The 26,388-nt window shown below is 71.1% G+C and carries 22 protein-coding genes; 7 read left to right on the forward strand and 15 right to left on the reverse strand.

The window, feature by feature from the left end; genetic code table 11:
- Window positions 1-108: 108 nt before the first annotated feature.
- Together CNQ36_RS33645 and CNQ36_RS33650 are read right to left on the reverse strand one after the other, a co-directional pair.
- Window positions 109-1,845, reverse strand: coding sequence for a VanW family protein (locus tag CNQ36_RS33645; protein WP_121549492.1), 1,737 nt, complete (start codon window positions 1,843-1,845; stop codon window positions 109-111).
- 155 nt (window positions 1,846-2,000) lie between these two features.
- Window positions 2,001-2,957 (reverse strand): GlxA family transcriptional regulator, encoded by a 957-nt coding sequence (locus tag CNQ36_RS33650; RefSeq protein ID WP_121549493.1) that lies wholly within the window; start codon window positions 2,955-2,957, stop codon window positions 2,001-2,003.
- Between the two features lie 156 nt (window positions 2,958-3,113).
- Between CNQ36_RS33650 and gap the strand changes: the two genes are divergently transcribed.
- Window positions 3,114-4,124, forward strand: a complete 1,011-nt coding sequence (gene gap, locus CNQ36_RS33655; protein ID WP_004921274.1) for a type I glyceraldehyde-3-phosphate dehydrogenase — start codon at window positions 3,114-3,116, stop codon at window positions 4,122-4,124.
- Between the two features lie 25 nt (window positions 4,125-4,149).
- Here the strand turns inward: gap and CNQ36_RS33660 are convergent, their stop codons facing one another.
- Together CNQ36_RS33660 and CNQ36_RS33665 are read right to left on the reverse strand one after the other, a co-directional pair.
- Window positions 4,150-4,779 carry a TetR/AcrR family transcriptional regulator gene (locus CNQ36_RS33660; RefSeq protein WP_121549665.1) on the reverse strand — a complete coding sequence of 210 codons (630 nt, stop codon included), beginning with the start codon at window positions 4,777-4,779 and terminating at the stop codon, window positions 4,150-4,152.
- Window positions 4,780-4,846: 67 nt separating this feature from the next.
- Window positions 4,847-5,587 carry an SDR family oxidoreductase gene (locus CNQ36_RS33665; protein ID WP_121549494.1) on the reverse strand — a complete coding sequence of 247 codons (741 nt, stop codon included), beginning with the start codon at window positions 5,585-5,587 and terminating at the stop codon, window positions 4,847-4,849.
- A gap of 271 nt (window positions 5,588-5,858) precedes the next feature.
- On the opposite strand from CNQ36_RS33665, the gene CNQ36_RS33670 reads away from it, so the two are divergent.
- The gene (locus CNQ36_RS33670; RefSeq protein WP_004921268.1) at window positions 5,859-7,121 is read left to right on the forward strand and encodes an MFS transporter; all 1,263 of its coding nucleotides are present in this window, start codon (window positions 5,859-5,861) and stop codon (window positions 7,119-7,121) included.
- Between the two features lie 338 nt (window positions 7,122-7,459).
- The gene (locus CNQ36_RS33675) at window positions 7,460-8,602 is read left to right on the forward strand and encodes an amidohydrolase family protein (protein WP_240659534.1); all 1,143 of its coding nucleotides are present in this window, start codon (window positions 7,460-7,462) and stop codon (window positions 8,600-8,602) included.
- A gap of 55 nt (window positions 8,603-8,657) precedes the next feature.
- On the opposite strand, the gene CNQ36_RS33680 is transcribed toward CNQ36_RS33675, so the two are convergent.
- Window positions 8,658-9,191: a VOC family protein gene (locus CNQ36_RS33680; protein ID WP_121549496.1), complete on the reverse strand. Its 534-nt coding sequence runs from the start codon at window positions 9,189-9,191 to the stop codon at window positions 8,658-8,660.
- A 136-nt stretch (window positions 9,192-9,327) separates the two neighbouring features.
- Here CNQ36_RS33680 and CNQ36_RS33685 point away from each other — a divergent pair, with 136 nt between their 5' ends.
- Window positions 9,328-9,768 (forward strand): GNAT family N-acetyltransferase, encoded by a 441-nt coding sequence (locus CNQ36_RS33685; protein ID WP_121549497.1) that lies wholly within the window; start codon window positions 9,328-9,330, stop codon window positions 9,766-9,768.
- A gap of 34 nt (window positions 9,769-9,802) precedes the next feature.
- Here CNQ36_RS33685 and CNQ36_RS33690 read toward each other — a convergent pair whose 3' ends face one another.
- Entirely contained in the window at window positions 9,803-10,279 is a 477-nt protein-coding gene (locus CNQ36_RS33690; RefSeq protein ID WP_121549498.1) for a hypothetical protein, read from the reverse strand.
- A gap of 257 nt (window positions 10,280-10,536) precedes the next feature.
- Here CNQ36_RS33690 and CNQ36_RS33695 point away from each other — a divergent pair, with 257 nt between their 5' ends.
- Complete coding sequence (locus CNQ36_RS33695) at window positions 10,537-11,121, forward strand: TetR/AcrR family transcriptional regulator (protein ID WP_121549666.1); 585 nt, start codon at window positions 10,537-10,539, stop codon at window positions 11,119-11,121.
- 77 nt (window positions 11,122-11,198) lie between these two features.
- Here CNQ36_RS33695 and CNQ36_RS33700 read toward each other — a convergent pair whose 3' ends face one another.
- The 8 genes from CNQ36_RS33700 to CNQ36_RS33735 form a co-directional block, all read right to left on the reverse strand.
- Window positions 11,199-13,385: a cytochrome P450 gene (locus CNQ36_RS33700; RefSeq protein WP_240659577.1), complete on the reverse strand. Its 2,187-nt coding sequence runs from the start codon at window positions 13,383-13,385 to the stop codon at window positions 11,199-11,201.
- A gap of 62 nt (window positions 13,386-13,447) precedes the next feature.
- Window positions 13,448-14,689, reverse strand: coding sequence for a serine hydrolase domain-containing protein (locus tag CNQ36_RS33705; RefSeq protein WP_121549499.1), 1,242 nt, complete (start codon window positions 14,687-14,689; stop codon window positions 13,448-13,450).
- A gap of 31 nt (window positions 14,690-14,720) precedes the next feature.
- Window positions 14,721-15,533, reverse strand: a complete 813-nt coding sequence (locus CNQ36_RS33710; RefSeq protein WP_121549500.1) for an SDR family NAD(P)-dependent oxidoreductase — start codon at window positions 15,531-15,533, stop codon at window positions 14,721-14,723.
- Window positions 15,534-15,768: 235 nt separating this feature from the next.
- Window positions 15,769-16,941 (reverse strand): anhydro-N-acetylmuramic acid kinase, encoded by a 1,173-nt coding sequence (locus tag CNQ36_RS33715; protein ID WP_121549668.1) that lies wholly within the window; start codon window positions 16,939-16,941, stop codon window positions 15,769-15,771.
- Between the two features lie 37 nt (window positions 16,942-16,978).
- Window positions 16,979-18,319 (reverse strand): MFS transporter, encoded by a 1,341-nt coding sequence (locus CNQ36_RS33720; protein WP_040905234.1) that lies wholly within the window; start codon window positions 18,317-18,319, stop codon window positions 16,979-16,981.
- Between the two features lie 395 nt (window positions 18,320-18,714).
- Window positions 18,715-19,947 (reverse strand): hypothetical protein, encoded by a 1,233-nt coding sequence (locus CNQ36_RS33725; protein ID WP_163013469.1) that lies wholly within the window; start codon window positions 19,945-19,947, stop codon window positions 18,715-18,717.
- 42 nt (window positions 19,948-19,989) lie between these two features.
- Window positions 19,990-20,484, reverse strand: coding sequence for an RICIN domain-containing protein (locus CNQ36_RS33730; protein ID WP_050782295.1), 495 nt, complete (start codon window positions 20,482-20,484; stop codon window positions 19,990-19,992).
- A gap of 246 nt (window positions 20,485-20,730) precedes the next feature.
- The gene (locus CNQ36_RS33735; protein WP_121549502.1) at window positions 20,731-22,248 is read right to left on the reverse strand and encodes an MFS transporter; all 1,518 of its coding nucleotides are present in this window, start codon (window positions 22,246-22,248) and stop codon (window positions 20,731-20,733) included.
- A 214-nt stretch (window positions 22,249-22,462) separates the two neighbouring features.
- Between CNQ36_RS33735 and CNQ36_RS33740 the strand changes: the two genes are divergently transcribed.
- Window positions 22,463-23,653, forward strand: a complete 1,191-nt coding sequence (locus CNQ36_RS33740) for a PP2C family protein-serine/threonine phosphatase (protein WP_121549503.1) — start codon at window positions 22,463-22,465, stop codon at window positions 23,651-23,653.
- Between the two features lie 58 nt (window positions 23,654-23,711).
- On the opposite strand, the gene CNQ36_RS33745 is transcribed toward CNQ36_RS33740, so the two are convergent.
- Window positions 23,712-23,957: a DUF5133 domain-containing protein gene (locus CNQ36_RS33745; protein WP_121549504.1), complete on the reverse strand. Its 246-nt coding sequence runs from the start codon at window positions 23,955-23,957 to the stop codon at window positions 23,712-23,714.
- A 282-nt stretch (window positions 23,958-24,239) separates the two neighbouring features.
- Between CNQ36_RS33745 and CNQ36_RS33750 the strand changes: the two genes are divergently transcribed.
- Window positions 24,240-26,372: a hypothetical protein gene (locus CNQ36_RS33750; protein WP_121549505.1), complete on the forward strand. Its 2,133-nt coding sequence runs from the start codon at window positions 24,240-24,242 to the stop codon at window positions 26,370-26,372.
- The last annotated feature ends 16 nt before the right edge of the window (window positions 26,373-26,388 follow it).

Here is a 26,388-nt window from a genome sequence, read left to right on the forward strand (position 1 = left end):
AACTCTTGCGGCCTCCCGCGTCATGGCCGGAACCCGACCCTAATCACCCCCGGGCCGTGGCCTCGATCCGCCCCCTCAGCGCCGGGAAACGGGGCGCTCCCCGGACGCTCAGGGCGTGGTGGGCGCCGCTTCGCAGGTGACCTCGTCACGCGGGGTGTAGTGCGTGCGGAACGGTTCCCGCTTCACTTCCCGGCCGTCGTCGTGGAAGACCCGCTCCACGGTGACGTCGAAGCCTTCGAGCGGCGTCTGCGGCACGCACTGCTCGTCCGTGCTCACCTTCGCCCCCGGCTCCCGCACCTGGGTGCGCGGCCCCTTGACCGACGTGATCTCGTCGTACTTCTTGGTGCCGAGGAAGCTGATGGTCACCGACGTGTCGGTGGACTCGGCCTGGATGTAGAGGGCCTTGCCGGAGTCGTTGGTGAACCTCAGGTCGAGGCTCCCCCAGGCGACCGTCGCCTCGCGGCCCTCGGGGTAGCGCTCGATGTAGAAGGAGTGGGCGCCGTGCTCGACGGGCTTGACGCCCGCGAAGAACATCGCGTTGAAGACAGTGGTGGCCACGGCGGAGACACCGCCGCCGGGCGCCTTGGTGTACTTGTCGTCGAAGATCATGATGCCGTCGGTGAAGCTGTTGGCCTCGGTGCGCTCGCCGACGGTCCTGTTGAAGCTCCAGGTCTCGCCCGGACCGACGACGGAGCCGTTGATGAGTTCCACGGCCCGTCCGACGTTCGTGGTGCGGTAGGCGGCCGGTTCGAAGTTGACGGTGAAGGAGGACATCTTCTCGGTCAGCCCCAGGCGCGCCGCGTTCTCGCGGGTGACCTCCGGCTGGATCTTCCGAGTCTCGACCTCTCCGCTGCGGGCGTCCCCCGACTTGGTGAGCAGGGGCAGGACGGCCTTGCCCAGGGCCTTGTCGGTGACCTCCACGCCGGTCCTGGCGTCGGCGGCCACCACCACCTTGTCGCCGTCGAGCCCCAGCCGGGCGTTACGGGGTGTGGTGGGCAGGCCGTTGAGGGCGCCGGCCACCGCGGGCGCGGCACGCAGGCCCTTGCCGTCGAGCTCCGGTGTGAGCCGGCCGGCGTCGTCCGGCCGCATCGTGAGGTGCTCGCCCAGCACGGCGGGGGAGACCGTGAACCGCTTACCGCCCGCGGTGAGCGTGACCGGTGCCGACATCGCCGGCCGGGCGAACTCGCGCACTGCCCGTCGTACCTCTTCCGAGGTGACCTCCGGCTTGGCCTCGCGGGCCGGCAGTGCCGTGACCGGGCCGGCCCCGCCGCGCAGGAAAGCGGTGCGCAGGGTGCCGATCGCGGGGTCCACGTCCAGCGCGTACCCGGTGCGCGGGGCGGTCTGCGCGACACGGCCGCCGTCGAAGGAGACGGCGCCGTCGACGACCTTCTGGTCGAGTGTCCTCGCCAGTTCCCCGAGGGTCGCGCGGGCCCTGTCCTCGTCGACCCGTACGACCGGCTCGATGTCACCACCCCTGCGGAACAGCCCGCCGATGACGCTGACCGGATCGGCGCGGGTGGAGGCCGCTCTGTCGAGCGTCGCCGGTACGTCGAATCCGATCCCCGCCTGCCGCGGATCGACGGTGCCCGCGCGCTCGCCGACCTTCACCCGCAGCTCTCCCGGGCCGGCCGCCGGCAGGTCCCGCTCCAGCTTCCGGGCGGCTTCCTCGTGCGTCAGACCCCCGATGTCCACGCCGCGCACCGTGGTTCCGGTCTCGATCTCACCGCCGGTGATCAGCAGCCCGGCGAGATAGAGGCCGCCGAACCCGATGGCCAGCGCACCGCCCGCCAGGGCGGCGGGCGGGAGGGAGGGTGTGCGGGGGACGGAGGGTATTCGGGGGCGCATGGGTCTCCTGAACGTTCGAATGTGACGTGCGCCCGACGCCGCACCGGTGTGCGCAAGCAGTCGGCCGAGCTACGCACAACCGTGCACCAAAGGGTATATCGCAGGTCAGGTCGGACGTTCCGGATCATGGTCCGTCGTGGCGAACGCAACAGGGCCTAGTCGGGCTGGGAGAAGGTGCGCCGGTACTCGGTCGGTGTGGTGCCCAGGACGCGCTGGAAGTGCAGACGGAGATTGGCGGCGGTTCCGAGCCCGACGTCGGCGGCGATCTGCTCGACGCTGCGCCGTGAGCGCTCCAGGGACTCCCGGGCCGCGTCGACGCGGGCGCGCATCACCCACTGCATTGGCGTGTATCCGGTGTCGTCGACGAAGCGCCGCGAGAACGTGCGCGGTGAGACCGCCGCGTGCCGGGCCAGCGCCTCCAGGGTGAGCGGTTCGCCGAGCCGGTGCAGCGCCCATTCGCGGGTGGCGGCGAAGCGCTCGCCGAGTTGCTCGGGCACGCTGCGCGGCACGTACTGCGCCTGGCCGCCGCTGCGGTAGGGCGCCGCGACCAGGCGCCGGGCGGCGTGGTTGGAGGCGGCGACTCCGAGGTCGCCGCGCAGGATGTGCAGGCACAGGTCGATGCCCGAGGCCGCGCCGGCCGAGGTCAGCACGCTGCCCTCGTCGACGAACAGGACGTTCTCGTCGACGCGGACGGACGGATGCCTGGCCGCGAGGGCCCGGATGTAGTGCCAGTGGGTGGTGGCCCGTCTGCCGTCCAGCAGGCCCGTGGCGGCCAGCGCGAAGGCGCCGGTGGAGATGGCCGCGAGCCGAGCCCCTCGGTCGTGGGCCGCGACCAGGGCCTCGACGACGGCCCGCGGCGGATCCTCGCGGTCCGGGAACCGGTAGCCGGGGATGAAGACGATGTCGGCCCATTCCAGCGCGTCGAGCCCGTGGGCGACGTGGTACGCCAGGCCGTCGCCTCCGGTGACCAGCCCCGGGGCCGCACCGCACACCCGCACCTCGTAGGGCATGCTCGCGCGAGTCGTGAACACCTGTGCGGGGATGCCGACGTCGAGCGGTTTGGCGCCTTCGAGGACGAGGACACAGACGCGGCGCAGGCGGGAAGCGGGCACGAGGAAGAGGGTAGGCGACCTCGTCGCCGCCCCGGACCGGGCCGTGACGCGGCGGACCGCTGCTCCTGGCGTGATCCTTGCGAACCATGGCGTTTGTGCCACTGTCAGCGGGCCGACGCCGAGCGCGATCCTTTCGGTGACGAAGGGACACCTGACATGACGCGTATCGCCATCAACGGATTCGGCCGCATCGGACGCAATGTGCTGCGGGCGCTGCTCGAGCGCGACAGCACGCTGGAGGTCGTGGCGGTCAACGATCTGACGGAGCCCGCCACCCTGGCGCGGCTGCTCGCCTACGACACGACCGCGGGCCGGCTCGGCCGGCCGGTCACAGCCGACGGCGACGCCCTCGTCGTCGACGGCCGGCGCATCGCGGTGCTCGCCGAGCGTGAGCCGGCGCAGCTGCCGTGGGCCGAGCTGGGCGTGGACATCGTCCTGGAGGCGACCGGCCGTTTCACCGCCGCCAAGGCGGCCCGCGCCCACCTTGACGCGGGAGCGAAGAAGGTCCTGGTCAGCGCCCCGTCGGACGGTGCGGACGTCACCCTGGCGTTCGGCGTCAACACCGATGCGTACGACGCGGAGCTGCACACGATCGTCTCCAACGCGTCCTGCACGACGAATGCGCTCGCGCCGCTGGCCGCGGTCCTCGACGACCTCGCCGGCATCGAGCACGGCTTCATGACGACGGTGCACGCCTACACCCAGGAGCAGAACCTCCAGGACGGGCCGCACCGCGACGCCCGCCGGGCCCGCGCCGCCGGCGTCAACATCGTGCCGACGACGACGGGCGCGGCCAAGGCCATCGGGCTGGTGCTGCCCGGTCTCGACGGCAAGCTGTCGGGCGACTCGATCCGCGTACCCGTCCCGGTGGGTTCGATCGTGGAACTGAACACCACCGTGGCGCGCGACGTGACGCGCGAGGACGTCCTGCGCGCCTACCGGACCGCCGCGGAGGGGCCCCTCGCCGGGATCCTGGAGTACTCGGAGGACCCGCTGGTCTCCTCGGACATCACCGGGAACCCCGCATCGTCGATCTTCGACTCGGCCCTGACCCGTGTCGACGGCCGGCACGTCAAGGTCGTCGCCTGGTACGACAACGAGTGGGGCTTCTCCCACCGCGTGATCGACACGCTGGAACTGCTGGCAGCGGGCAGCCCCGCCGCCTGAGCACCGCCGAGGGGGCCGGCCACCGTCAGCCGGCGGGAGCCGGCCCGCCGCGGACCCCGTCCAGGAGGTTGTGCACCAGGGCGGTGACGAAGTCCTCGGTGACGGGCTCGTCGGGTATGAGCAGACGGTGGTAGACGGCGCCCCAGAGCTGGTCGACGAGGACCTGCACGTCGACGCCCGCGCGGATCTGACCGACTTCCTGGGCGCGCCGCAGGCGTTCGCCGGCCAGCCGGCGGCGGTGCCCGGAGTACAGCCGCCGGTAGGCGTCGGCGAGATCGGCGTCGGTCTGCGAGGCGCCGATCAGCTCGGTCAGCACGCGTCCGCCCGGCGTGCGGGTCATCAGACGGGCGAAGGCGTGCAGCTGGGTGAGCAGGTCCGCGCGGACGTCCCCGGTGTCGGGGAAGGCGAGGGTGTTCTCCACGGCGTGGAAGTAGCCGTCCAGGGCGAGCGCCCCTTTGGAGGGCCACCATTTGTACAGGGTGGTCTTGCTGACGCCGGATGCCCTGGCGACGCGCTCGAACGTGAACGGGGCCATGCCCTCGGTCAGCAGCAGCTCGCCGACGGTGCGCAGGACGTCGGCCCGCACCTCGTCCGCGGGCCGCCGTCCGCGCCCCCTGCTCACCGGGGCCGCCGGGCCGTTCACGTCGTCTGCCACGTGGTGCTCCTGCTCGGTTGCGGCCGGGGGCATGCGTTCCCCCGGTGTGAGAGGCGGCTGCGCGGCGTCACGCGAGGCCGCCGTTGGCGTAGAGGACCTGGCCGTTGACCCAGCGCGCGGGGCCGGCGAGGAAGGCGACGACTTCGGCGATGTCCTCGGGGTCGCCCAGTCGCTCCAGCGGGGCCGCCTGCGCGAGCCTGTCGACGGTCGCCTCGTCCTTTCCCTGGAGGAAGAGGGGAGTGGCGGTGGGGCCGGGGGCGACGGCGTTGACGGTGATGTCCCGGCCGCGCAGCTCCCTCGCGAGGACGAGGGTCATGGCCTCGACCGCCGCCTTGCTGGCGACGTAGGCGCTGTAGGCGGGCAGCTGGGTGCGGACCACCGAGGTGGAGAAGTTGATGAGGGCGCCGCCGGGGCGCAGGGCGCGGGCGGCCTGCTGGCCGACGACGAAGGTGCCGCGGATGTTGGTGCGGTGCATCCGGTCGAGGTCGGCGAGGTCGAGCGTCTCGACGGGCGCGAGGATCATGACGCCCGCGGTGTTCACCACGACGTCTAGGCCGCCGAAGGCGGACCGCACGCTGTCGAAGGCGAGGGCCATCGCCGTCTCGTCGGCGACGTCGCCGGCCACGGCGAGTGCCCGGCCGCCGGCGGCTGTGATCGCGGCGACGGTCTCCTCGGCCCTGGCCCGGTTGCCGGCGTAGTGGACGGCGACGGCGAACCCGTCGCGTGCCAGCCGCTTGGCCGCGGCGCGGCCGATGCCGCCGGAACCGTCGGTGACCAGGGCGACGCGGGTGGTGGTGGGGGTGCTCATGAGGTCTCTCCTCGGTGTCCGCACGTGACGCTCTTATGGACGGCGCGTTCATATAACCATGAAATGAACGAGCAGTCCATATCGTGCCGGGGAGCCTGGTGACGGACGGGCCGAGTGGATCTGACAGGCTGGTCATGCGGTTACCGCCCGGACGACGACGACCGGCGCCGAACCGCCCGTACCGCCCAGGCACCGCAGCACCGGCCGTGACCGGTGACGCGGTGCCCTGCCGGCACCCCACCAACCCCTACTGGGAAGGCTTTCCCCTGCCATGCCATTGGCTCTGCTGGCCCTGGCCGTCGTCGCGTTCGGCATCGGCACGACCGAGTTTGCCACCATGGGGCTGCTGCCCCAGATCGCCGACGGTCTGGACGTGTCCGTGCCGCATGCGGGCAACCTCGTCTCCGCCTACGCGCTCGGTGTCGTCGTCGGTGCGCCGCTCCTGACGGGGATCGGCGCCCGCATACCGCACAAGCGGCTGCTGCTGATCCTCTCGGCCGTGTTCTTCGTGGGGAACGCCGCCTCCGCGCTCGCCCCCAACTTCGGCCTCCTGTTCGCCGCGCGCGTCCTCGCCGGCCTTCCCCACGGCGCACTGTTCGGTGTGGGCGCCGTCGTCGCCTCCAGACTGGTCGCGCCCGACCGGGCGGCCCGCGCGGTCTCCACCATGTTCCTCGGCCTCACGGTCGCCAACATCGTCGGCGTCCCCGCCGGAACCGCCCTGGGCCAGCAACTCGGCTGGCGTTACGCGTACGCGGCCGTGGCCGCCATCGGCGTCCTGGCCTTCGTGGCCCTGGCACTGCTGATCCCGCACCAGCCGCGCGGCACGCACTCCGGCGTCATGCACGAACTGCGCGCCATGAAGAACAAACAGGTGATGATCGGCCTGGCCACGGCGGTCGTCGGGTTCGGCGGCTACTTCGCCGTCTACAGCTATCTCGTGCCCATGCTCACCCATCTCACGGGCATCTCGGACTCCTCCACCACGCTGGTCCTCGCGCTGTTCGGAGTCGGGATGACACTCGGCACCCTCATCGCGGGCCCGCTCACCGACCGGGCGCTGCGTCCCACGCTCTACGGCGGGTTCGCCCTGCTCGCCGCTGCCCTGGTGGCGCTGCACTTCACCATCGAGCACCTGGTTCCCGCGCTCGTGGTCATCACGGTGATCGGCGCCCTGAGCGCGCTGATCACCACTCCCGTGCAGATGCTGCTGATGACCAAGGCCCACGAGGCGCCGACGATGGCGGCGGCCTCCAACCACTCGGCGTTCAATCTGGCCAACGCGGGCGGCGCCTGGCTGGGCGGCCTGGTCATCGCGGCCGGCTGGGGCTGGTCCTCACCCACCCTGGTGGGCGCCGCCCTGGCCGTGATCGGACTCGGCCTCGCCGTGACCGGCGGGTACCTCGACCGGGACTCGCGTGTCTCCAAGGTCGTCACCACCTCCGCGCCCGCCCCGGCGGGGGAGCGGAGCTCCCCGGCTGCCCCCGCCCAGGATCAGGCATCCCCCTGCCGCCAGGGCGGCACCGGCGGCGGCTGACGCGGTCAGGGCCGGGAGGGGGTCAAGGAGGCGACCTCCCTCCCGGCCCTGTCGTAGAGGGTGACGCCGTTGACCCGGAGGTTCTCGGCGAGGGGTTCCGAACAGACAGGGTGGAGGGCGCCTCTCCACCCCTATTAACGCCGCCCGTCCCACGTTCCGATGACACGATCCGCAGCCCGATTCCGGACGAGCGGCTCAGTTGTCCCACGCCGGGGCGGCACCCGACTGCTCCGCACGGCGGTATTCGTCCCTCCGATGACGTCGCCCCGCGAGCCCACGTTCCCGCGACAGGGGCACCGTGGTGCGGCAGGGGGACGGCGCGACGAAGGGAAGCGCGGATGTCGAACCCAGGGCGGCCCCTGAGCCGGCGCGGCCTGCTCATAGCCGGTACGGCCATGGCCTCCGCAGCCGGCACCGTGCAGCAGTCCCGTGCTCTTGCCGGGGGCGGGGACGGCCCGGGCGGCACCGGGGGAGACGACGACGCTTGGCACGGGAAGATCGACGTGCACCACCACTTCACCGCTCCGCAATGGGTGGACTGGGCGGAGCGCGAAGGCCTGGTGCGACGGGAGGACCTGCCCTGGTGGTCCCGCTGGGACGCGGATGCCACACTCGCCCTCATGGACCGGGCGGGAATCGCGATTGCCGTTCTCAATCCGACGATGCAGGACCGCTACCGCTCCGCGGCGCAGGCCAGGGAGGGTCTTTCCGTCGTCTTCGAGGCGCTGACCGACTTGGTGCACGAACACCCGGGACGTTTCGCCTTCCTCTGCCCGGCCCTCCTGGATCACCCGGAAGTCACCACGTGGGCGCTGCGCCGCGCCTTCGACGAACTCGGTGCCGTCGGAGTGAGCGTGAAGGCGAGCTACAACGGTGTCTACCTGGGTGATCCCTCGTACGACCGCTTCCTCGCCGAGGTCGACGAACGTTCCGGTGTGCTCATCACCCACCCACTAGACCTTCCGGGAAAACCACCGGGGGTGCCCACGGTTCCCGGCATCCCGAACTTCATGTGCGACTTCCTGCTGGACACCACGCGCGCCGCGGTGAACCTGATCCGCACGGGAACACTCGACCGGTACCCCCGGCTGTCCGTCGTCCTGCCCCACGCCGGCGGATTCCTTCCGCAGATCGCCACTCGCCTCGAGGCCTTCGGAGACTTCTGCGACCCACCCGTCGACGCGGCACGTGTGCGGGAGGGGCTCCGCCGTTTCCACTACGACACGGCGGGCCCACTCGCTCCGGCATGCACCCTGGTGGAGACGGCCGGCGCCGACCGGATCCTCTTCGGCACGGACTGGCCTGCCGCCTCCGCCGAGATCATCACCGGCTACACGGTGCCGGCCGTCGAGGCCGACCACGCGTTCACCGAGCACCAGCGTCGCGGCATCTACCGCGACAACGCACGGCGACTCATGCCCGCCCTGAAGCGCGCGGACCACACCGACCGCCTGAGCGGCTCCGGTTCGCGGCGGACGTAGTCCCCACGCGACTACAGACGGCCGGCCGGTCTTCGTCAGCTCTTGCACACCCGGGTCAGTCAGCCGTCCTGACGGGTGCGCTGCTGCGTCCCTGGCGCCGGCCGCTGAGTTCGGCGTCGAGTGTTTCCTGCGCCACGCGCATCCCCTCGGCGTACACGGGCTCCCGCAGGCGCTGCCACATCACCTCCTCGGCGACGTCCTCGACGTGGCTGAGGACCCACCAGATGTTGCCGAAGGGGTCCTTGATCCGTCCTCCGCGCTGTCCGAAGGCGTTGTCCGCCAGGGCGGTGACGACCTGGCCGCCGGCCGCGAGGGCTTCCGCGAACGCCTCGTCCGCGTCGGCGACGAACACACGCAGCAGACTCGGCATGCGGGGCCAGTCGGCGCGTCGGTCGAAGGCCAGCACGACGGTGTCGCCGATCCGGATCTCACCGTGCCCGACCGAGCCGTCCTCGGTCCGCACCCGCGCCAGTTCCTCACCGCCGAACGCCCGGGTGACGAAGTCGAACAAGGCTCCCGTGTCGTCGGTGACGACCCAAGGAGCAACGGTGGTGTAGCCCTCCGGCGCGGTGCTGGTCTGCTCGGGCATCGTGGTCCTTCCGTCGGTGTCGGCCGGTGACAGCGACGCTAGGCACCCACTAGGACTGTCGCCGTCCTAGAGGAACGACTCGTCCGCCCGGCACAAACGAGTTGACGCCCGTGGCGTGTTCGGGTCTCCTGCTGCGATGTCTGATCTTCACTTCCGGCAGCCGGACGACGACGCCTCGCTCAGGGACTGGCAGCACGTCCACAACGAGATCATCCCCACGCATCTGCTGTCCCTGGACGATGTACGGGAGCGCGCACGGCGCAACCACCTGGAGGTGGCGTACCTCGACGACGTCCTCGTCGGCTGCAGTACGGTCCGCCCTCCCTCGGACGACACGCTGACGGCCACCGTGATCGCCCGCGTGCTCGCTCCCCACCGTGGGCAGGGGTTCGGCGAGGAGCTCTACGCGCGCGGGCTCCGACGGGCGCGGGAGTCGGGCGCCAAGGTGATCGAAACAGTGGTCCTTTCCTCGAACGAGGACGGCTTGCGGTTCGCGCGCGAGCACGGGTTCACCGAGACCGAGCGGTATCTGCTGCCCGGAGACACCATTCCCTGGATCGACCTGCGCCTTGCCTGACCGACTCGCCGGGGGCCCCGCGGTCCACGGCGCGCTACTCCATCACCGCCCGGGCCGCGTCCAGAAACGCGAGCCGGTTGTCCTCCAGGTAGTCCCGCACGCTCTCGCCGTCGGGCAGGCCTTCCCACACCGTCCGGTTGAGGTCGAGGAAGTACGCGCGCGCCGCGTCGTGCACGGGCAGGGGGAACTGGATGCGGATGAGCCGCTCCGCGACCCAGAGCCTGTTCATGACGTCCCGGGTGGTGAGGAACCAGTCGTGGGTGTCGTCCCACTCGGAAGGGCGGCTGAAGGCGGATCGTTCGGCCTCCGCCGCCACCTCGACGAACCGCTCCAGCAGCGTCAGCCGCTCCGCTCGCCGGGCCTCCGACAGGGAGATCCGCTGCCGTCGCTGTTCGGCCCGCTCCGCCGAGAGCTGCGTCCTGTGCTGGACGAGGTAGGACAACGAGCCGCCGAGGACGACGCCGCCCAGCGATATGAGTGACACCCAGACCTGACCTGACATGGCCGGCATCGTCCCACGCGGTCGGCCCTCCGGAGCGTGCGGGGACCGTACGTCAGCGAGGGATGCGCCCCTTGCTGAGCATCGCCCGGCGAGGCGTAGGCCGCCCGCCCGGCCGCCCACCGCCCGGGATGCTTGCGGCCGCAGACGGCCGGGACCGGCGCGCACCCCCTCGGCACTAGACTGCACCGGCAGTGCCGTACCGCCGCGCCGACCGCCCAGGAGTGTCCCGTGACCCACCGCTTCTCCTTGTGAGCCAGGGGACCCGCATGGCAGCGAACCGAACGTCCAAGAGCGTCGCCACCCGTCAGCGATTCGTCGACGAGGCCCTGCGCCTCTTCAAGGAACAGGGCTACGAACGCACGTCCATGGCCCAGATCGCGGCCGCGGCCGGCAGCAGCCGGGCCAATCTGTACCTGTACTTCAACAGCAAGTCCCAGATCATCAGGGCCCGCATGGCGGAGATCGAGGCCGAGGTGGCCGAGCTCTACGTCGCACTGGACGGGATGCCGAGGCGGACCCCCGAGGCCCTGCGGGAATGGCTGGGCACGGCCAGGGAGATGTGGCTGCGGTACGCCACCGAGTTCGAGGCCGTCAACCAGGCCATGGCCATCGACCCGGACGTACTCGAGGAATGGCTGGGCCTGATCCGGCGCGTCTCGTCGGCCCACGCCTCGCGCCACCTGGACGACGCGCCGGAGGACCGCCGGGTGGAACGCGAAGTCCACATGACCACGCTGATGATGAGCCTGGAACGCAACTTCTACTTCCTGTACATCCGCGGCCACAAGGAGCGGGAGGAGCAGATCCTCACCTCGCTCGCCCGGCAGTGGTCCCGGTTGTTCGACGACTGACCGGACGCGTGACTCCGTCGGGAAACCCGGCGAACGGGCTTCCCGACGGAATGGGGGAGCGGGGGAACGGTCCGGGGTCAGCCGCCCAGCACCAGGCGGGGGCAGCCGGCCGCGGCCCGGGACACACAGATCAGCATGGTTCTGTCGGCCTCCTGCTCGGACGGGGTGAGGATGGAGTCCCGGTGGTCGGCCCGGCCGGAGACGATGGGCGTCTCACAGGTGCCGCACGTCCCGGTCTTGCACGAGGAGACCACCGGGAGCCCGGCCTTCTCCGCGGCCTCCAGGATCGTCTCGTCCGCGCCGACCTCGACGACCGTCCCGGACCCGGCGAACTCCACCTCGAACGGCGTGTCGGGGACGGTCCGCACCACCGGCTTCGGAGCGAACCGCTCCAGGCGCAGCGAGTTCTTCGGCCAGTGGGCGGTGTTCTCCTCCACGGCCCGCAGCAGCGGCTCGGGCCCGCACGCGTAGACGAGCGTCCCCTCGCGCACCTCGCCGAGCAGTCCGGGCAGGTCGATCAGCCCGAGCTCGTCCTGCGGGACCACGGTCACGCGCCCGCCGTGCACAACCAGTTCGTCACGGAAGGCCATCGACGTCTGTGTGCGCCCACCGTAGACGAGTTCCCACTCGGCGCCGGCCCGCTCCGCCTCCCGGATCATGGGCAGGACCGGCGTGACACCGATGCCGCCCGCGATGAACAGATAGCGGGGCGAGGGCAGCAGCCGGAAGTTGTTGCGCGGCCAGGACACGGTGACCCGGGACCCGGCCGTCAGCGTGTCGTGCACGGCCGCCGAACCGCCCCGGCCGTCCTGCTCCCGCAGCACGCCGACACGGTAGGAGGTGCGGTCCTCCGGGTCGGAGCAGAGCGAGTACTGGCGTACCCGCACTTCACCGTCGCCGCCCGGCACATGGACGTCGATGTGGGCCCCGGCCTTCCACGGCGGCAGTTCCCCGCCGTCCGGATGGCTCAGGGTCAGCGCGACGACGCCGTCGGACGCCTCGGTCCGCTCCGTCACTTCGAGGTTGAGCGTACGCACGGTCCGCGTGCGGGACCGTTCGACGTCCGCGACGTCCCAGCGCACCCGCAGCGAGCGGCGCACCGGGAGCAGGGCCATGCGCAGGAAGTCGAGCGCGTCGGTGTCGTCCGGGCGCAGTGACGGCAGCCGTTCGAAAAGCACCCGCAGTCCCGTGGCGCCCTGGACCCGGGCCAGGGGGTTGCCCAGACAGGTGTGCCGTCCGGCGGTGAAGGCCAGGTGGTCGGTGGGATCGGGACGGTGGATGTCGAACTCGAAGGGCCGCTCGACGTGTCCGGGATCGGTGTTGGCCGAGGCCAGCGCGACCCAGACCATGTCACCGGCCGGGATGCGCACACCGGACAGTTCCACGTCGCGCGTCGCCCGGCGCGAGGTGAAGGTCGAGGACGGGCGCCGCCGCACCGTCTCCTCGAAGACCCGGGGCCAGAGCTCCGGTTCGGCGAGCGCGTCCTCGAGCGCCCCCGGGTTCCGGGCCAGGAACAGCACCGCGTTGGTCATGGCCTGGGCTGTGGTGTCCGTGCCGGCCGCGGCGAACTCGGAGACGTGGAGGGCGATCTGGGGCGTGGGCAGCGCGTACGAGCCGTCCTTCGCCCGCGCCGACGCCATCACGGAGATGATGTCGTCGGCCTCGGAGTCGCGCCGCTCCTCGACGATGGCACGCAGCTTCAGGTTGGCCTCGACGAAGCGGTCCCACACCTCGGAGCGCGCCGGCTCGGGCAGCGGCTCGTGCGCGGACGACAGCACGGCGAACAGGTCGTCGCGCAACTGCCGCATCATCGCCTCGTGTTCGTAGCCGAGGCCCAGCAGCGCCATGATGGTCTGGGTGGTCAGCTCCAGCGAGTACTCCTCGAGCAGGTTCGCGGAGCCGTTGTTCTCGAACCGGTCGATGATGCGGTGCGCCCTGGCCTCGATCTCGGGCTGCAGCCGGTCCATGCGCTCCTTGACGAAGCCGCGCTGGGCCACGGAACGCGTCTCGGTGTGCCCGGGCGGGTCCTGCCCCACGATCATCTTCGCCACGAGGTCCGGCGGGTAGACCTCCCGGTGCTTCGCCGGCACGTCGGCGGCCGAGTTGGCGGCCGACGAGTACGTCTGCCAGTCCGACAGGACGGTGAGGCAGTCCTCCCGGCGGGTGACGATCCAGGCGTTCAGGTGCGGATACCAGAACACCGGCGAGGTGTCCCGGACCGTGGCCAGATGACCGGCAGGGTCCCGGTAGTAGTCGTCACCCATCGCGTCGAAACCGTGGGCGACGGGGCAGCGGCCCACGGAACGGGCCTCGTCCTGAGGTGACTTCACGAACCTGCTCCCTTCGCGGGCCGGACGGAGGTGACGGCCGCGGAGGCGGCGATCGAGGAGAGCTTCTGGAAGCGGGCGACGTTGTCGCCCTCGTCCATCACTCCGGAGGAGAGGAAACAGAAGGACATGCCCGAGACCGGATCCACCCACAGCAGGGACGAACCGGCGCCGTAGGAGCCGAAGGTGCGCGGCGAGACGAACGGCCCGAAGAAGCGGGCGTGCGTCCCCGTGCCGGCGAGGGCCATGCCCAGGCCCATGTTGCCCGGGGGAAGGTCCCACTTGCGGGCGGCGGCGACCATGCCGTAGAGGTCGTTGATCTGTTCGCCGGTCTGGTTGGTGGTGGCGAAGTCCAGCACCGACTCGCCGATGAGCTGCTCCCCGGAGGCGGTGCGCCCCTTGTTGCGCAGCAGTTCGGTGAAGGCGAAGACGTCGTCGATGGTGGACACCGCGCCGACCCAGGGCATCTCGGCGTCCTCGCGGTCGATCACCCCGTTGAGGCACTCGATGTCCTCGGGCTTGAGCCAGGAGTCGTTGGCGACGATGACCTTCAGCGGTACGCCCCGGTCACGCCATTCGGCCGGCATCCCGAACCTGGTGTGCGTCATGCCGGCGGGGCCGAAGACCTTCTCCCGCATGAGCTCCCGGAACGAGTCGGCACCGTAGGCGCGGCGGGCCATCTCGCCCATCAGCGCGTGGTTGATGGCCGCCGAGTAGTTCAGGTTCGTGCCCGGCTCGTGCACGACGTCGACGCCGGCCAGCGCCTCGATGACGTCGGCGAGCACGGCGAAACCCTCCGGGCCCAGACCCGGGTTGGGCGTCGCGGGCATGCCGGCGCGATGGGTGAGCAGGTGGGCGAGGTTGATCCGGTCCTTGCGCGCCGCGCGGAACGGCTCGGTGCCGAAGAACTCGGGGACGAGGTCGACGACGCGGGTCGACAGCATCAGCCTGCCCTCGCTGAGGGCGCGGAGGACCAGGGCGTTGGTGAAGCCCTTGGACATGGACAGGATGCGGTAGACGTCGTCGCGCCGGGTCGGGCGGCCGGTGTCGACGTCGGCCACTCCGTAGCTGCCGCGCAGTGCGATCTCGCCGTGACGGGCCACGATGACGTTCGCCCCGTGGTACGCCCCGCTCTCGATGTCCGCGCGGATGGTGTCGTCCAGGACCTCGAGGAAGCGGCGCTCGACGCCGGGTGTCTCGGTGAGGACGACCGTGGGCTTCGGGGCCTCGGTGTGCTGCACTGGATGTTCTCCGTCAGATGGTCGAAGGGGGTCAGAGCATGAGGGCGCCGCCGGAGGGCGCCAGCGTCTGACCGGTGTAGTGGCCCGCCGCGTCGGAGGCGAGGAAGAGGACCGTGCGGCCGATCTCGTCGGGCTCGGCGAGGCGCTTCAGCGGCTGGAGGGAGAGCAGTGCCTGCACGTGGTCGTCGCCGGACGCCGTGAGCATGGCCGTCCTGATGCCGGCCGGGGCCAGCGCGTTGACCCGGACGCCGAAGGGGGCGAGCTCCGCCGCCACCGCCTTGGTGAGGCCCACGACCGCGGCCTTGGAGGCCGGGTAGTAGGCGGGCATCGGCAGTCCGATGAGCCCCGCGACCGAGGCGAAGTTGATGACCGAGCCGCTGCCGCTCTGCTTCATCAGCGGTACGGCGGCACGGATCGTGTAGAAGGTGCCGTTGAGGTTGATCGCGACGACGCGGTCGAAGTCCTCGTCGGAGATGCCGTCCAGGAACTCGGGGTGGTAGGGCTCGCCGCTCTTGAACGACTCGGTCATTCTGTGGTTGATGCCGTCCACCCACGCCTGCTTCGCCCTGTTCGGTGTGGCGACGCCTGCGGCGTTCACGAGGACGTGCAGGCGGCCGTGGTCCTCCCGGACCCGGTCGAAGACGCGGTTCACCGCGGCGGAGTCGGAGACGTCCGCGGCGTGGCCCCGGACCCGCTCAAGACCGGCGAACTCGCGGTCGAGGTCCTCCTGCCGCAGATCCATGCCGTAGACCGTTGCGCCGGCTCCCGCCAGGGCTTTCACGGCGGCCAGGCCCATGCCCGAAGCCGCACCTGTGACGACCGCGATCCTGCCGTCGAGTTCCATGGTCGATCCCCTCGTCGTTGAGGTGTGACCCGCCGCTTCAGGGAAAGTCCTGCCTGCCGGCGGTGAAGTCCGGTCAACCTAACCAAGAATTTGACACCTGTCTAGGTTTGGTTTCGCGGACGGACCGGCCGCTCCACGACGGCATCGAGTCGGCATACGGTGGGGCGCGTCAACGACCTCGCGGTCGGCGTGGGGAGGGCCGGGCCGACGGCGGTGACTTCCCGGAAAGGGGATCTCAGGCGGGTACCGTGCGCAGGCGCACGGGAGCGGTGGCGGCGGGCTCCGGCAGGCGCAGCCCCCCGCTGCCGGGCGTGATCGAGCCCAGGACGCTGGGGCGGCGGGCGCCGGTGCAGGCCGGGACCGTGCCGGCCAGCCCGTGCGCGGTCAGGTATCCGAGGACGGCGAAGGCGTAGGCCTCCTTGGCCTCTGACGGCAGCCCGAGGTCGTCGGAGGTCCGCAGCGGGATGCCGTGCAGTGCGGTGCGCAGCATGGACATCAGCGTGGGGTTGCGGGTTCCGCCGCCCGAGGCGATGACCTCGGTCGCCCCGGCCGCGCGGACCGCGTCGGCGACGGTGCGGGCGGTGAGGTGGGTGACGGTGGCGACCACGTCCTCGACCGGCAGCCGGTCACGGCCGGTCAGGAAGGTGTGCAGGTAGGGCCAGTGGAACAGCTCCTTGCCGGTCGTCTTCGGCGGCGGCTCCGCGTAGTACGGCTCGTCGAGGAGTGCCCGCAGCAGAGCGGTGTCGACCCTGCCCCGTGCGGCGAGCGCTCCGTCCCGGTCGTACTCCAGCCGGCCGTCGGTGAGGGCGTGCGCCGCCGCGTCGACGAGGGCGTTGGCGGGGCTGGTGTCGAAGGCGACCGGATCACCGGCCGCGCCGGCCACCGTCAGGTTGGCGATCCCTCCGAGGTTGAGGGCGGCGGGCACACCGGGCCGCCCGCGCAGCCACATCACGTCGACGACGCTCACCAGGGGCGCGCCCTGGCCGCCCGCGGCGACATCGCGCGTACGCAGGTCGGAGACGACCGGGCGGCCGGTGGCCTCGGCGATCCAGGAGGGCGAGCCGATCTGCAGGGTGCCGTGCACCCGGCCCTGCTCGACCCAGTGGTAGACGGTCTGGCCGTGGGAGACGATCAGATCGGCGCGCCCGTCGCAGAGTTCCCGGTCGGCCCGGGTGGCCAGCGCGGCGAACGCCTGGCCGATGCGGGTGTCGAGCCGGCACACGTCCCTCATCGTGGTCGACGCCGGCGGCAGCGCCGCCGTCAGCGCGGACCGCAGCTTCTCCGGATAGGGGGCGCTCACCATGCCCAGGGGCGTCAGCAGCAGGCTGTCCCCTTCGAGGACCAGGTCGGCCGCGGCGGCGTCGACCGCGTCGTGTGACGTGCCCGACATCAGCCCGATGACCCGCATCCGCATCCTCACACCTCTTCCACGGTCCGTACGGCGGTCAGTCGCGCAACGCGCGACGGTGGTCGTCGCCGCGCAGGGTGAGCAGGGCGAGCGTGCTGACGGCACAGGTCACGACCACGTAGTGGGCGGGGATGTCGATGTTGCCGGTCCGCTTGATCGCCTCGGTGATGATCAGGCCGGCGCATCCGGAGAAGACGGCGTTGGACAGCGCGTACGCCAGACCGAGTCCGGTGTAGCGGACGCTGGTGGGGAACATCTCCGAGAGCATGGCGGGCCCGGGCCCCGCCATCAGCCCGACGGCGGCACCGGCGACGAACACCGCGAGGCTCTTGGAGGCCGTCGAGGAGCCGGCGTCCTGCAGCAGATGCATCAGGGGGAACGCCAGGACGGCCACGAGGACCGCGCCGGTCACCATCACCGCACGCCGGCCGATCCGGTCGCTCAGCGCGCCCGCCGGGAGGATGGAGGCCGCGAAGCCCAGGTTGGCGAGGACTGTGGCGACCAGGGCCTGTTGGAACGAGGCGTTGAGCGTGCTCTGGAGGTAGGACGGCATGACGACGAGGAAGGTGTAGCCGGCCGCCGACCATCCCATGAGCCGTCCGGCGCCGAGGACGATGGCCTTGGCCACCTCACGTGCGGGGGCGGGTGGCGGCGTCACCGCCGGCGGGCGGCCCTCCTTCTCCGGGGGCCCGGTCCGCGTCCGCCGGAAGGACGGGGTCTCCTCCAGCTTCAGCCGCAGCCACAGGGCGGCGAGCCCCAGGGGCAGGGTCAGCAGGAACGGCAGCCGCCAGCCCCAGTCGTCGAGCTCCGGCCCGGTCAGCACGGTGGCCAGCAGCGCGGCCATGCCCGCTCCGGCGAGCAGTCCGAGCGCCACGGTGAAGGACTGCCATGCCCCGTACAGCCCGCGCCTGCCGGGCGGGGCGAACTCGGTCATGATGGAGACGGCGCCGCCGAACTCGCCTCCCGCGGACAGACCCTGGACCACGCGCAGCAGTGTGAGCAGCCAGGGTGCCGCCGCGCCCAGAGTGGCGTACGTCGGAAGCAGACCGATCAAGGTCGTGGCACCGGTCATCAGCAGGATGACGACGATCAGCGTGGGACGGCGCCCCATCCGGTCGCCCAGGCGGCCGAAGACGGCCGCGCCGACCGGACGGAAGAAGAAGGCGAGCGCGAAGGACGCGTACGTCTTGACCAGCGCCTCGACATCGCTTCCGCCGTCGGGTGTGAAGAAGTTGGCGGCGATGATGGTGGCGAAGTATCCGTAGACGCCGAACTCGTACCATTCGATGAAGTTGCCCACCGAGCCGGCCACCAGCGCCCTGAGCGGCCGGCGCGGTGCGGCGGTTCCCTCGACCGGGTCGTGCACGGGGGTGGTCATACGGCGCCCTCTCGACGTCATGGATGCCAAGCGGACGGAAGCCTTCCTTGGTTGGAAGTTAGTTTCAAGAGTTCGGCCGCCACTTGCCGAAAACTTTCACCAGTGGGCGGGCTCCGGCACGCCGCACGTCAGGTGGACGAACCCGACGAGGGTGCGGAGTGCTGCCCGGAGCCCGCCCGGTTCCACGGTCAGACCGCGGGCGCCGTCACACGCACAACCGTGTGGGGCTCCGCGTGGACGTATGCGTAACCCGCGCCGCACATATCACCCACCGCGCTCGGAGCCAGTGGCGCGGCTGTCGCCGGCGCCGCGGCGAGACCGAGCGCGACCGCACCCAGGGCGACGCCACTCCATAACCGCCGAATACTCATTCGTGCCCGGAATGGCGGCCGAAATCATTCCCTCTCGCCAGGGCCCGCCTGGTGCGCCCCCGAGAATGCGACGGAACCGACCCAGTCCGTGGATCCCGTCACGACAACGTGATATCGCGCCGTCGTCCGCCCCGCGTCCCATGTCGAGTCCAGGGTGACGCGCGCCGTCACATTCGAACCGGCGGGCACCTTGATCTGAAGCCAATTGACATACCTGCTCGCCCTCGACTCCGCCACCACCTCGTCGGCGCCGTCGAGGAGTTCCACCGTGTAGCGGTCGGTGATCTCCGGCGCCGGCTTCCAACTCGTGGGCAGGTGGAAGACGTTGCGGATCAGGACGTCCTCGGTGTCGACCGCGGCCCCGTTCGGGAGGACCCCCAGGGCCGGGTAGACGCCGCACGGGTGGAAGCCGTGGACGTTGAACATGCAGGAGAAGTCGGCGAAGCCCCGGTCCGGTACCACCGTGACCGTGACGAACTGATCCTCGGCCGACGTCATGGCGTAGTCGTTCGGCAGGCCGGGCGTCGTGGCGTCGGTGGCCATGAACGAGGTGTCGAGGGCGACATCGGCGGCGCGGGCACGGCCGCCGGGATACATCTCGACGAGTTCGTACATGCGCCGCTGTCCACCGCCCCAGGGCGCCGCGCCCTCGACCCTGGTGACCGGCCTTCCCCGCTCGAAGTACCGGCCGTCGGCCGGATCGAGGAGTCCGCCCACGTACACACCGCCGGCCTGGAGCTGCCCGGAGACTCCGCTGATCGCGGGCAGATCTTCGCAGTAGGCCTCCTGGCCGACCGGACCGGTGGGACCGAGCGGTCCGGACTCGTCCAGGACCGGCCGGGCGACGATGCCCCAGGTGTCGAGCAGCGACGCGAAGTACGGGTGGTGACGCAGGTGGTCGAGTTGCGTTTCCCAGTACGCGCTCGCCTCTCCGAGGGGCCCGTACCGGCCGAGCGGCCCCCAGGGACCGAGCGGCCCCAGGTGCCCCAGTGGTCCCACCGGGCGCAACAGCGCCTCTCCGGGCTCGCCGTCCGCGTACACGGCAGGGTCGACCGGCGGCTGAAGGGATGTCATCAGCGGCTCGGCACGGTCGTCCGCGTCGCCGTCCATGGTCAGCTGCCGCTCCACGGTGGTCGCGCCGGCCCACGTCCAGTCGGGCATGGCGGACGACCCGTCGACGACGCAGGGCCGCTCGGCCGGTGTTTCCGCGGACGCCGGCCGAGCCGCTCCGAACAGCATGCCGAGGCTGCTCAGCACGACAAGCGCCCGCCGATGCCGGTCGGGGGAGTGGTGCGTCTGTCAGCCCGCGTAGTCCCAGTGCTGCTCGTCCGAGCCCAGGCAGTTGTAGATGATCACCTTGGTGCCGTTCGCGGTGCCGCCGCCGCCCGCCGTCGACATGCACTTGCCGGCCTTCGTGTTGTACCACTGGTGGGCGCCCGAGTAGTCCCACCTCTGCTCGGCGGCGCCGTTGCACGTCCACAGGATCACTTCGGTTCCGTTCGCGGTACCGCCGCCACTCGCGAGAGAAAGGCATTTTCCGCTCTTGAGGTTCCGGATCTCGCCCGAAGGGGTGGCGTGGAACCAATACTGCTCGTACCCGCCGTTGCAGCTCCAGATGATGGCGTTGGTCCCGTTGGCCGTGCCGCCGCCGCCCTCCAGTGAAAGGCACCGTCCGCTCTTGTAGTTCACCAGGCTCGAGTAGACATCCACCGCGTTCGCGGAGGGCGACCCCACCGCCAGGGTCGCGACCGCCAGGGCACCCGTCGCGAACGCGGCCCAAGACTTCTTGTGCATGGGAGAGAACCTTCCGTCCTGCGAGTCGTACCAACGTGGCGATCTTGACTCACCGAACAGATTCCTGACCATGACCCTTCTGGTCATTCACCATCGAAGTACGGATGAAAACCAGGTGAACCCGAGATTGCCGGAATTCCCCCACGGGACGGTCGCTTGATTTGTTCGCCCCGAGTTGGGTGAAAGATTCAGCCGACGGCGCTCGCATCGGCGCAGCGGGAACAGTGGCAGGAAATACTCATCCGCTCAGCACTGCCGGGCGTGCACGGGGCTGTTCGCGACCTCTTCGGGACACTTCTTGTGCGGCTCGCGCGTCCGACGGTCGCGCCGCCAGTCGTACGCGGCCAGGGCGAGCGACGTCAGCATCATGACGAGGGCGACGCTCAGCGCGATCACCACGGCACTCTGATAGTCGTCGTTCTGGTCGAGCACCAGATAGAAGAGGCCCGGCAGCGCCGCAGTACCCACCGCGGCGCCGAGCCGCTGCCCGGTCTGCAGGGCCCCGCCGGCCGCGCCCGCCATCCGGACGGGTACGTCCCGGAGGGTCATGGTGATGTTGGGGGAGACCACGAAGCCTCCGCCGACGCCGCCGATGAACAACACCGGGGCGGCGATCCAGGGAGCGGTGTCCGGCGGCGCGAAGCGCAGCAGCAGAGCGGTCCCGCCCAGACCGGCGATCACCCCCGCGAGCCCGCACACGGTGAGCAGACGGCCCAGCCGGTCCACCAGCCGGCCCGCCACGACGGCCGCGCCCGCCGAGCCCAGGGCGAACGGGGTGACGGCGAGGCCGGAACGCAGGGGCGAGAAGTGGAGGCCGTGCTGGTAGTAGAGGGCGAAGACGAGCCAGACGCCGCTGAAACCGATGAAGTAGAGCGTGCCGACGCCGGCGCCGACGGCGTAGCCGCGCACCGTGGTGAACAGCCGCGGATCCAGCAGCGGCCTGGCCCCACGGGCGACGAGACGCCGCTGCCGGCGGACGAAGACGGTGAGGACCGCGAGGCCGACGAAGAACATCCACCACAGGCGGGCCAGTCCGCCGGCCTCCGCCTGGACCAGCGGATACATGAGTGCGAAGACGCCGAGCCCGAGGAGCAGCACGCCGAGCACGTCCACCTGCCCCTTCGCCGAACGTCGTGTGCGGGGCAGCAGGCGGTGAGCGAGCAGGACGGCGAGGATCCCGATGGGAATGTTGACGTAGAAGATCCAGCGCCAGCCGTTCTGGGTCTCGGCCAGCGCGAGGATCGTGCCGCCGACGAGAGGGCCGGAGGCCGAGGAGATGCCGACCGTCGCACCGAAGTAGCCGAAGGCGCGCCCGCGTTCGGCGCCGCGGAACAACTGCTGGATGAACGCGGAGTTCTGGGGTGCCATGAAGCCCGCAGCCAGCCCCTGGGCGAGGCGGGCCACCACTAGCAGGGTGATGTTCGGGGCGGCACCGCAGGCGGCGCTGAAGAGCACGAAGCCGCAGAGGGCGAGCAGGAAGATGCGACGGCGGTCCAGGGCGTCGCCGAGCCGGCCCGCGGTGACCAGGGCGAGGGCGAAGGTGAGGGCGTAGCCGGAGACCACCCACTGGACCTGTGCGGCGGAGGCGTGCAGGTCGTTCTGGACGGTGGGCAGCGCGACCGCCACGATCGTGACGTCCAGCAGACTCATGAAGCCGGCCACCAGGGTGACCCACAGGGCCCGCCACCGGTGCGGGTCCGGCTCGTACTCGTCCTCCCGGGCACCGGGGTCCCGGTCGCCCGCTCCTGACACCGACGCTGTCACATGTGGTCCTCTCGCAGGGCCCGACCCGGGCGAACAGGTTCCCCGGTGGCGGCGCGTGCACACCCGGCCGCCTCCCATTGGGCCATGTGCCGCACCACGGCGTTCGCCTGTGTGCCTCACCGCCGGCCCGAGGCCCCGACCAGGAAGGACGGGCGTTTCGGGTGAGATCGCGGGATCTCGGGGAAAACGCTGCGGCAGCCGACGGGAGGTTGCTGTGAAGGGTGGAGATGTGGAACTGGGCGAGTTGCTGGCCGCCGCGGAGGGGGCACCGCCCGGTGAGTCGGTCGACGTCGTGTCACGCGATCTGCGCAAGCGGCTCGGTGCGGAGGGGGTGTCCTTCCTGTTCGTCGACCTCGTCGGCCAGCGCCTGGTACGGCTCACCGCGACAGGAGGGGAAGCCGCCGACCTCGACGATCCGATCGCCCTTCAGAACAGCGTCTACGACCGCGTGCTGCAGAGCCAGCGCCAGCACGTGGAAGCCGACGGCCAGGGCGGACGGCGCGTCATCACACCGGTCTCCAACCGGGGCGACTGCATCGGCCTGCTGGAGCTGACCCTGCAGTCCGCCGACGACACCGTGCTCCGGCAGGTCCGCGACGCGGCCCACGCGCTGGCCTACATCATCGTCACGGACCGGCGTTTCACCGACCTCTACCATCTGGGCCGGCGCACCACCGAGACCAGCCTGGCCGCGGAGATCCAGCACCAGCTGCTTCCCTCGGCGCCGTGCTGCGAGGCCGCCCAGTTCACCCTCGCGGGCGGGCTGATCCCGGCCGACGACATCGGCGGCGACACCTACGACTACACCCTCGACCGCGACACCCTGCACCTGTCCGTCACCGACGCCATGGGCCACGACACCAACTCGGCACTGCTGGCCACCCTGCTGGTCGGCGCACTGCGACGCGCACGCCGCAGCGGCTGTGACGCCCTGGCACAGGCCAACCACGCCCACCAGGCCCTGCTGAGCCACAGCCGGGGTCTGGCCACCGGGCAACTGCTGTGCGTGGACCTCGAAACCGGGCTCTGCGAACTGGTCAACGCAGGCCATCCCCGGCCGATGCGGTTGCGCGACGGCACCGTCGAAGAGGTCGAACTGGCGGTCAACCTGCCCTTCGGCGTGGTGGCACCGAGCCCCTACCGACTCCAGGAACTCCAACTGAGACCCGGGGACCGCCTGATCCTGCTCACCGACGGCATGCAGGACCGCGGCGCCGCCGCCGTCGACCTGCGGGCGCTCGTCCACGACACCGGCACGCTGCATCCGAGAGAAGCCGTCCGAAGCCTGACCGCCGCGGTGCTCGACGCCTGCCACGGCAACCTCAAGGACGACGCCACGGTCCTGATACTGGACTGGTACGGCCGGCGCGGCAGCTCTCCCGAAACCGGGCCGGCGCCGCGGTGACGAACCCACCGCGGTGGGCCGTCACCAGGGCGCCGGCCCGGTTTCGGAAGAGCGTGCGTCACGCGGCGAGTGTCTCGTCCTCCTGGGAGAGGTTCACACGGCCGGCGCCGTACTGCTCGAGCAGCGCGTCGGCCGTGCGCAGAGCCTGCTCGACGGTGCGGGCTCCGGTCATCACGCACAGCGTGTAGGACGAGTCCTCGAGATCCCGCCTGGTACGGCCCGTGGGGCGCACGTCGTGCTCGATGCGCGCCTGGGCGAAACGGGCCAGTACAGCGCGCAGTTCCTTCTCCGCCGGAAGGATCATGGTGATACCTCTCCCCTCAAGGCCATCTCGCGGGCCGGTCGACCGCACCGCGACACAGTGGCTTCACTCACGGCGTCCGGCCCCACCGGGCAGCGCCGAGCAGATCTTCAGGTGCCCCGGATCAACAGCCCTATGCCCTCGTGCCGGCCGTGCCGCAGAAACCCGTCGTACGGGCCGAGCGGCTGCGAGGCGCGGGACCACTCGGTAAATTGGGAGACGGGCACGGTGTCGGACTTCCACCGGATGCGGGCGCGTCGGCCGTTCCGACAAGGAGCCGAAATCATGGCCAAGTCCGTCCGTCTCGGCATCATCCGGGTCCGGCACGACACCACCGTGCCCGTCATCCCCGACCCCGCCTGCATCACCACGCTCATGACCGGCGACCACGCCCTGCTGCGGTTCTGGGAGGACACCAGCCTCGGTCACCTCGACTTCGTCGACTCGTCGATGTTCCCGTGGGTCGACATGACGCTCGGGGCCGACACCTCCCGGGCCGCCCAGGCCCGCGCCGCCGTCGACGCGCTGCGTGCCCGGTTCCCCGACCCCCCGGAGTGGCCCGGCCTCAACGGTCTGATCGTCATCACCCACCCGGGACAGCGGGCCGTCCCGAATCCCCAGGCGGGGCAGCCCGGCCAGCCCGCCACGATCACCCAGGGCTTCGACGGCGGCGCGACCTCGGTCGACGGGCTGCCGGTCGCCGTGCTGCCGGTGATGTCCAGCGACCTCACCTTCATGTGCCACGAGGTCGGCCATGTCCTCGGCCTGGACCACACCTTCGGGCTCGACAACAACGGCACCGACTGGGATCCGGCCGACGCCACCGTCGTCGTCGGCCAGGAGTACGGTTCCCCCTACGACCTCATGTCGTCGGCCACCTTCGCCGGCCGCTTCCTCGGCCCGGGGCCGTTCTACTCCGGCCTGCCCACCTTCACCGGACCGCCGGTCGCCGGCTGGCCCAACCCCGGGGCGTTCGCCATGGGGCCCCACCTCTCGCGCGCCAACCTGCACCTGTTCATGCCGGACGCGCTGACCGGCCGGGTGATCGAGGCGCCCTTCCCCCAGCCCGGCGCACCGTTCACCGCGCGCATCGTGCCGGCGTCCGCGCCGAACGGCAGGTGCCTGCTCGTGCTGCGTCCTCCCGGCGAACCGGCCGACGGGGTGGGCCGGGTCTACGTCGAGTACCGCGTCCCGGAGGGCTGGGACGCCGGCATGGACCCCCTGGGGCCGAGCCTCTCGCGGGAGGGAGTGGTCGTCCACTCGGTCGTCGGCATCGCAGGCAAGGGGCCGCGCGCCTGGTACCGGGGATCGGTGCCCACGGCGTCGCCGGACACCGATGTCGCCGTCGCGACGACACCGCTCGTCGTGCGCACCGTGGCCGTCGATCCCGGGCGGCAGTGGGTGGACCTGTCGGTCACGGCGGGCGCGGCGAAGGCGGTCGAGATCGTCCGGGGACTCCAGACCGACGACGTGGTCGGACCCGTCGGCGAGGTCCGGGAGACCACGACGCCGTGCGGCGACACCGTGCGCCGGGGCACCTTCGCCACCTCGACGACCGCCCGCCTCGGTCTGCGCGCCTCCGGCTTCGGCGGCAGCGGTGAGCCCGTCGACCCGCAGCCCACGATCGCCTGGACCGTCGGCGGCGTGCCGCTCGCCGCGCCGAGCGGCAACGTCGGCATCTCCGTGGACGGCAACGCGTTCACGCTCGACTACTCGATCGAGCCGGTCATGTCCGAGCTCACGCTCACCTCCCGGGGCGGGGAGCGCTACGAGGCGCCCGCGGTGGTCACGGTCGGCGGGGACGGGACGACGGCTTCCGCCACCGCCGTGTTCACCGCCCAGGGGTGGGCCGAGGGAATCCACCCCGAGGACGTCGAGAGGTTCGGTGACTGCCTGCGCCGGATCACGGAGCGGTACTGGCGTGTGCCCGCGCCGTTCCGCAGGCCGTCGCCCGAGCCGTGGAGCGATCCGGCGACGCGCCGGCTGGCGGAACAGGCCTGGCTGAGGCAGGCGTTCAAGCTGATCGCCCAGCCGCCGGACCTCGACGCCACCGGCCGCGGCGAGCTGAGCCGGCTCCTCCAGGTGCAGGCATCGCCCACCGCGTTCATCGACGCGCTGAAGGAAGGGGCCGTCGACCACAGCGTGTCGGAGGCGGACCTCACCGACTGGCTCCGCAACCCCGAGTTCACCCCCTATCCGGCCCTCGCCCAGTCGCTGCTGCTGAGGCTGGACAGCACACGGCTGAAGCGTCCGGTGTTCCTGGACGTCATCGCGTTCAACTACGAGAACTCGCCGGGTGAGCCGTCGCCGCGTCTGCTGGAGGACGTGGACACGGGCGTCCTGGAGGCGGCCGTGGTCGAGGGATGGAACGTCCGGTACGGCGAAACGGCGTCCGAGTTCGGTGACTTGCTGACGTGAGGGTGCCGGGCGCGCC

The sequence above is a fragment of the Streptomyces fungicidicus genome, from assembly GCF_003665435.1.
Taxonomy (GTDB): Bacteria; Actinomycetota; Actinomycetes; order Streptomycetales; family Streptomycetaceae; genus Streptomyces; species Streptomyces fungicidicus.